The organism is Chrysiogenia bacterium (genome assembly GCA_020434085.1).
Lineage (GTDB): Bacteria > JAGRBM01 > JAGRBM01 > JAGRBM01 > JAGRBM01 > JAGRBM01.
On sequence record JAGRBM010000527.1, the window covers coordinates 1 to 7,767 of the forward strand.

The following is a 7,767-nucleotide window of genomic DNA, read 5'->3' on the forward strand; positions in this document are numbered from 1 at the left end:
AGCACAAGCAAGGTTGCCAGCATCAAGATCGAGCCACGAATCTTCCGGTTCATCTCGCCTCTTCCTGAGCGGCCGCGCGGGCCGCCTCACGCGCGGCCTTTTCTTCGGCGGCACGCTGGTCTGCTTCATCGATTTCCGCCTCACCGGGCGGGGCGCCGAACTCTTCCATCAGAGTCCGGTCAATGTAATCCATGTAGGTGCGCGTGGGCTTTCTTCCGAGCACCTCCCGTTCCTCGAGGCCTTCTTCACTGATCTGGCGTTTGAGTTTCTTGAGCTGCCGTTTGAAGTCGCGCTTCATCTGGCGGCGACGCTGCCCCCAGGCAGTGTTCTTGATGGATTTTTCACTGCCGGAGCGGCTGGTACGCGGATTCTCGAGTTCCACCAGAGCTTTCAGCTTTGCGATGTCGGACTCGCTGAGTTCGGCGTATTCGGGAAGCTCCTGGGATTCCTCAGGCTCAAACTTCAGGGACTCTGCCGCCGTGCTGGCCAGCGCCTGTGTCATACTCTGCGGCTCACTCGAGGCCAGCGGTTCAAAAGGACGGAAGAGCTGTTCGACGAGCACGAAACCGTTGACCATGAAAACCGGATTTCCAACCGTGCCCTTGATATCCACGGTAAGAGTCTCGGCATCCGTGATCGCGGCGTCCCAGCCCGAGACCCGCAGCGCGGGCGAGCCTTCCTTGCGATCAATCGTGAAGCTCAGATCGAGCTGGGACTTCTCTGGCGGCGAGACGACGCGGACACTGCCAGTGCCCTGCACTTCGATTCCAGGACCAGTGCCCCGCAGCGCTGTGAGCGTCAGGTCGATGCCGCGCACTTCGTATTCTGCCTCCACGCGCTCGAGCAGCAGTGTGCCCAGCGCGCGCTCACGATCCTCGGGACCAAAGGAAAACGTCGCATTGCCAAGCGCCAATTCCCCGTCCCACTCCATGCTGGCATTGTCCGTGGCCCGCCCGTAGGCATCGAGGCTCCACTCGCCAATCACGTCGATCTGCCGCAGAAGCGGCAGCGCCCCGGTGAGCTTTCCACCCAGCTCGGCCTGCAAGTCGATCAGCGGCAATCGCTGGGCGGAGGGCTCGAAGAACTGGCGGCGGAGCTTAATGGAACCCGGACGGGCCGAAACAGCGTCATCGCCGTGATACTCGCTGCCGCGCTTTCCGGAGAGAGCGGGCAACCAGAGGGGATCAATTCGTGGGCTGGAAAAGCGGAGCGTCTGATCAGGCCAGAGGCCCTCCCAGACGAGTTTCTGCGAGCCCTGGGCGCCCTCCAGGCGCAGATCGCCGGGAAGCTGGGTCGCGAGCCACTGCCACGAGGGAGCGGCGCTCACATGGCGCCAGACAAGCCCGCCGGCGACCACGATCGCAGCGGAAATACCTATCAGGAGGGTGCGGCGCACGCTCATGGAACAATCACCTCGGGGCCGGGCTCCGCCTGCCATGGCGGGCGCCGGCGCGCGGGAATCCTAGCACGAAAAATCGCCACTGCAGGGCCCGTGTGCAGGAATCAGCGCGCACAGGGGCGAAAAAAATTGGGGCGAATCCCGAAGGATTCGCCCCAATGCAAAGGCTCACAAAAAGCCGGGGCTAGCCACGCGCGCGGCGGCGACGCTCCCAGCCCATGGCCAGTGCCACGGCAAGGATGAGCAGCGCCACGCTCGAACCGCTTTTCTCGGCGGTCGGGTTGATGGTGCAGCCCTCACTGGTCGTGCCCGGCGCGCCGCCCACGATGGCGGTGATGCCGGTCGGCAGCAGCCGGGAAGCCGGAATCAGCGAAAGCGAAATGCTGTTCTCGCTGTCGATGCTGTTCAGGCTCGCCAGGACGCCGTTCCACTCGGAGATAGTGTGGAAGTAGCCCTTGTCGGCATTGGCCTGCTCATCTGCGTCACGGTAGTAGGGACGGCTGATCAGGTTGCCCTGGGTATCCACGATCGCCCAGATCGGCTGATCCACGACGTCGTCATACCAGCTGATGAGCAATTTACCATCGCTCATCGGGGCGATTTCCGTGCGAGTCGTGTAATCGGTCGCCTCCGGCGGACGATCATCGATGGGATAGGCCTTGAAGTCACCGTTCATCGGGTTGATCTCGCCAAAGAGCATCGAGGTGCGTGAGGCGCCGCCGATGGCGTAGCTCGGATCGGCCGTTTCACCACCCGTTCCCACGAAGAAGAGGCGGCCGCGCTGGAAGGCGATCTCCACCGTCTCGCGGAACCCGTTCATCAGGCGAACCGGCGGAAGCCCGAGCACGCCGTTGTCGTAACGCGTGAAGTAGACGCCATCGAAGCCCTGCTTGTAGACGATGTAGGCACTGGTACCCTGCGTCGTCACGCGGCCGCGGATGATGCGGTGCCGCGGCGAGGTGTAGAAGGAGTCGGAGTTCAAAACCTTACCCGTCTTGCCGTCGAAACGCACGTAGGTCTCGGTGACCGGGCCGCAGCTGCAGCTCGAACTTGCCCCCAACTGCGCGCCGCCACGGGTTTCATAGACCAGGTGGCCGTTTCCGGCTACGTCGGCAGCGATGTCGAAGTGCATGTCGGTCGAGTCATTGCCATGCACCGGCTCAAGCAGGCGGCTCCAGACAACCAGGGTGTGTGGATCCACCGAACCGCCGGTCTTCGGAACGAGATTCGGATTCATGCGGCCGTAGCTGATGCGGCCTGCTTCCTCGTCATCAACGCCGCTACCGTCACCGTTGTCATGGCCGACCGCAAAGAGGAGCTCGTCCCCCGGAAGCAGTGCCACCAGGATGCGCTGGCTGTCAGCGTAGCTGTCGTCGTCGAAAAAGAGTCCGGCCGTCACCTGGATCAGCGACGTCGGAGCGATCAGCACCTCACCCGTGGGCGAGAGCATCATGTAGGCCGGGCCGTCTCCGTCGTCCTCGCAGTAAACAATGTGGAAGTTGCCTTTGGAGTCGCGGACGTGGCTGAGCATGCCGGCGTCGTCGGTCTCATCGCCGCCCCAGGTGTCATCCAGATCGTACTCAATATACGGAATGTCGTTGGGGTTCTGGGCATCCGAGTCATTGTTGGCATCGAGGTTGTCGGTAAATCCGTCGCCGTCGGTGTCGTCGCTGGCCGGATTGAGCGGCGGATCGAAACCGATGAGCTCGTTGGCATCGCTCAGGCCGTCACCGTCGGAGTCCTCGGCATCGTCGCTGGAGCCGAAGAAGGTCTCGTCGAGGGCCGAAATGCCGTCGTCATCCGCATCGACCACAGTTGCGGGGTCGGCGTCGTCATCGGGATCGGTGCCGGCCAGGACTTCACCACCGTCGAAGACCTCATCATCGTCGGTGTCGCGATCGGTGTCGTCGCTGACCTGTGCCTTGTTGCCCGTCACACTCGAGGTCATCAGGTTCGCCGAGACGGCGAGCGTAAAGGCCGTACCGGTGGAATCGGACTCCAGGAACAGGGTGCTGAAGCTGTTGCTGGCAGTCACGGGCTGCGCCATGGTCGGGATTGTGTTGCAAAGCGTCGCCGGCGTGTTGATGCAGTTGGCCAGCGCGTTGAGGATCTCGTTCACGGTGGCACTGCCATCGCTGGTAATGGCGAAGGCCGTACCATTGAGAGTCACGGTATACGTCGTGCTGTTGGCAACGGTATCCACATGAACGCGGTCGACCTGGCGGGTGGCGTCTTCGAAGGCATCGTGAATGCCGTCGTAGTCACCGTCGTCGTCCCACATGATCGCCAGCCCGTCGGAAACCGAGGCCGTGTTGTGCGAATAAAGATTCCAGTAATCGGCGCTGTCATCTTGCAGACCGATGGTGGCAGACGAACCGTCGGCGCCCGTCCCCATCATGCTCACGTAGTTGAAGCGGATGGATCCGTTGCTCGAAAGTGTGAGCTGGAAGGTCAGGCGGGCGTCGGGGTTCGACGCCAGCGCCATGTTCGTCCACTGGATCGTGCCGCAGGTGAAGGCGCCGCAATCGTAGTTCGCCAGCAGCAGGATGCTCGATCCGACCGTCTGCTGGAGGTCGTCGAAGTAGACCAGAATGGCCTCGTCACTGTTGAAGCGGATGTCGGGCAGACCGCGGTTGACCGGAACCACCACGCCACCTTCGGTGGCGACGATGTAACCGTCTTCGCAAATATCATAATCGTCGGTACTTCCCGTGTAGGGGTTGGTTACGCTCGGACCGATGTCGACGTCCTCATCGCAGCCGTCGGGTTCGACCAGAAGCTCGGTCGCGCCGGTCATGTCGACGGCGATCGAATCGGCATCGTCGAGCGAGACCCCCGAGTCCGTGTTGTCGATCCAGAGCTGGGAATTTCCGTCCACGAAACCGCTGGCGGCAAAGGCATTGCCGGCAAACAGCACGCCCGCAAGGGCCGCGAACATGATGACAAAGTTCTTGATCATGCTTCCATTTCCATTGCGACGCTTGCGCGTCTCGTTGAAGAACATGCCGAGCACTGCCAGGGCCAGCAGCGCCAGCGAAAGGCCGTTCGAACCCTCGGGGCTCATGACGCAACCGTTGCTCGTGCCGCCGCCGACACCGATGATGCGGTAGGTCTTGCCATCAAAGATCCGGCGAAGCGCGCGGCCACCGCTGGTCACCGGGCGGAGCGAAGTCATGGGCAACTGGCTCAGATAGAGCTCACCACTGGTCGAATAGAGGTAGGAGAGGACGCCGCCGAACTCCGAAATGGTCTTCCACTGCGCTTTGCCCTCTTCATAGGGGTCATCCTGACTCGACGAAATGTAGGGCGCGCTGGTGAGGTCGCCATTGGCATTCACAGTCGCCCAGAAGCTGTCACTCAGGCCATTATCGTCGTACCACAGCCCCAGAAACTGTCCATTGGAAAGACGGATGAGCTGCGTGGAGGTTGAGCCCATCGAGTGGCGGGTATCGATCACCTGGCTGGTGTAAGCACCGCCACTGATCAGACCGAAGTGAAGCGGGACCGCTTCGCCATGGGCTGCCACATAGTCCGAATCCACATTCTTGTAGACGATGTCATTGCCGCCCACGAGCATGAAGACCGAGCCGCCGAGCGCCACCATGGCACGGCGTTCGGTCCAGCCCTTGATGATGAGCTGCGGGCCGAAGACCTTCACGCCGTTGACAAAGCGGGCATACATGGTGCCCTCACCGGGGTTGGCATTCATTTCCTGCCAGACGACGTGGGCCACGCCGGCGCCTTCGGTGACTACACGCGGGCGCATGCGGTCGTGACGACCGGCCTGTCCCAGAACCACCTGGTTGAGAATCTGGCCGTTCGTGCCGTTGAGACGGAAGTAGAGGGCCTGCGTCATGTCGCCTGAATCGCGAGGACCGGTGCCCTCGTGATTCTCGAGGGTGATGTGGGCATTGCCGGCGGCGTCGACCGCCAGATCCGGATGGCCATCCCACGACTCGGCGCTGTTCGCACCGCAATCGCCCAGACCGCCATCGGGCATGCCAGAGAGCGCGGTCAGAATGACTTCGGGATCGGCGGCATTGCCATCCTGGGAATCGAGCGCGGGCTCGATGCGTCCGAAGAACACGAAATCGCAGTCATTGACGCTGGGATCCACGCTGGCCACGAACAGGATCGCGCCCGTGGGCGTAATTCCGGCAACCAGGCGCTGGATTTCATCGCTGCTGCCGAAGAAAGGAATCTCATCGGCAAGGTCGGTATCGTCAATCAGGATGCCACCACGGGGGTCGAGCATCATGTAGACGAGATTCTCATCTTCCTCACCCTTGAGGACGTGGAAATTGCCGTTGGAGTCACGAACGGCGGTGAGCTGCTTGCCCTCGTTGGAGCCCGGGATGTTGACTTCCGGCCAGTCCGTGGGATCGCTCTCGTCGCTGCCCCAGCCGTCTTCGTAGCCGTCGTTGTATCCGTCGCCGTCACTGTCGGCGATCATCGGGTCCGAGCCGGCATTGACCTCGGCAAGGTCGTTCCAGTCGGAGTTGCTGACCCAAGTGGTGGTCGAGAGATTTGCTCCGACCATGAAGCTCATGAAGTCGGTGCCGGCAACCGGCGCCATCACATCGAGGCCGCGGGCGCCAAAGGCGATCGCGGTCGCGTCACTGCCGCCGTTGATGTCGGCGATGAGCGCGTCGCGGATTTCCGGGCCGGTGGCGTCGGAATCGCTGGTGATGTCGTAGGCGTTGCCGTTGATGGTGACCGTGTAGGTCGTGCTGTTGACCACGCTGGTGATCGAGACCCGCTCGATGCGCGCCGCCGAGTCACCGTCGGAATCGTCGTCATCGTCGCTCGTGCCGAAGAAGTTCTCGTCGAGCGAGGAGAGGCCGTCCATGTCGGAGTCGGTCACGGTGCTGGGGTCGCCACCGTCGTTGAAATCGGTCCCGGCCAGCACTTCACCGCCGTCGAACACGTTGTCGTTGTCGGAGTCCTGATCGTTGGGGTCGCTCTCGGTCGCGTCAACGGTGTTGTCGTTGTCGGCGTCCTCGAAGACCGTGTTCAGGCCGTCGTTGTCGGGATCGTCGGCAAAAGCGACGACCAGGCCACTCATGATCGTGTTGGCGGAGTTGGCCGTGTAGGTCAGCAGGCCGTCCATGTCGGCGCTCTGCATGCCCACGGTGGCCGATTCACCGGTCGTGCCGGTGATGGAGATGTAGTTGAAAATCACCGCCCCGTCGCCGCTGGAGCGGTCGACGAAGGTAACCTGGAAGCGAACGCGCGCGGTCGGGCGGGCTGCCAGCGCGAAGTTCTTCCACTCGATGGTGGTGCAGTTGTTGCTGCCACAGGTGTAGTCGGTGTTGAGCAGCACGACCGAGTTCGGGGTTGCCTGAAGATCGTCGAAGAAGGGCAGAAATGCCGCTTCACCGTCAAAACGCGGGTCGGGAAGCGAGCGGTTGACCGGCACCATCGGGGGGCGCTTGGGGCCACCCTCGCCGGTGCTGATGTCCTCGATGATGTAGCCATCTTCGCAGATATCCACCTCGGAGACATCGTCGCCGTTGTAGGTCACCGAACCCAGGCTAAGGCCCACATCGAGGGCGCAGCCGTCGGGCGGAACGGGAAGGACTTCGGCGTCGTCCATGTTTGCCGGGGTCAGCAGGTCGCCTGCCAGCACCGGCGCGGGCATCTGGTTGTCGTGCCAGAGCCAGCCATTGTTATTCCAGAGTGTTCCGGCGGCATAAGCCGACGAAGTGAGGGCGAAGAACGCCGCGAGGCCAACAACGATGAGTCTTTTCATATTCCCCAATTACTCCCTGCAAATAAGCCTTATGCACTGCTCCCGCCCGGGAACAGTGCGATTCACCTACAATTAAACATCGGAATCACTAACAATACGCGAGGAAATCAAAACCAGCGACTGGCGTACTGTGGCTTCAATCTGTATCAACAGAAAACACCACAAGCCCAATCCGACCGCAACGCCTCAAATTCGCGATCTGAGGCACTATTTTGTGGTTTGCTGGCTTATCTCCCTTCCGCTCAGCATTCCGGATGAGCAGCAAATATGGAACAGAAACGTGTAGATAGAAATGCTTTTGATCACATTTTGGTATTTTTTTCAGCAAACTCGTTCAGTTTTACTGTACGAGACTGAACAAAGCGGAGCCCCCGGCACATCCGTGGGAAACTTGCTTTCGGCGCGATTGTTCAATATCTCGATCGCACGGGTTTTCCGCCGCAATGCGATTGCGTGGGTCGAAGGGACAGTTTGCCGCACATGCGCCTTTATCTGGCATTTTCGCTGATCAGCGCCGCGCTGCTGGCCTTCTGGGTTGGGCCGCTGCTGGCGGTGCTGCTGACCGATCCGGCTGAGGCCTATCTGCGTGCATGGAGCGACCGCGAGCTCATCGTCG

2 protein-coding genes are annotated in these 7,767 nt (G+C 61.5%); both read right to left on the minus strand.

Annotation, left to right across the window (positions count from 1 at the left end; translation table 11 throughout):
• Window positions 1–49 precede the first annotated feature (49 nt).
• Window positions 50–1,402 carry a hypothetical protein gene (locus KDH09_17655; GenBank protein ID MCB0221528.1) on the minus strand — a complete coding sequence of 451 codons (1,353 nt, stop codon included), beginning with the start codon at window positions 1,400–1,402 and terminating at the stop codon, window positions 50–52.
• 181 nt (window positions 1,403–1,583) lie between these two features.
• A complete protein-coding gene (locus KDH09_17660) occupies window positions 1,584–7,151 on the minus strand; it encodes a hypothetical protein (protein MCB0221529.1) in 5,568 nt (1,855 codons plus the stop codon).
• Window positions 7,152–7,767: the final 616 nt, after the last annotated feature.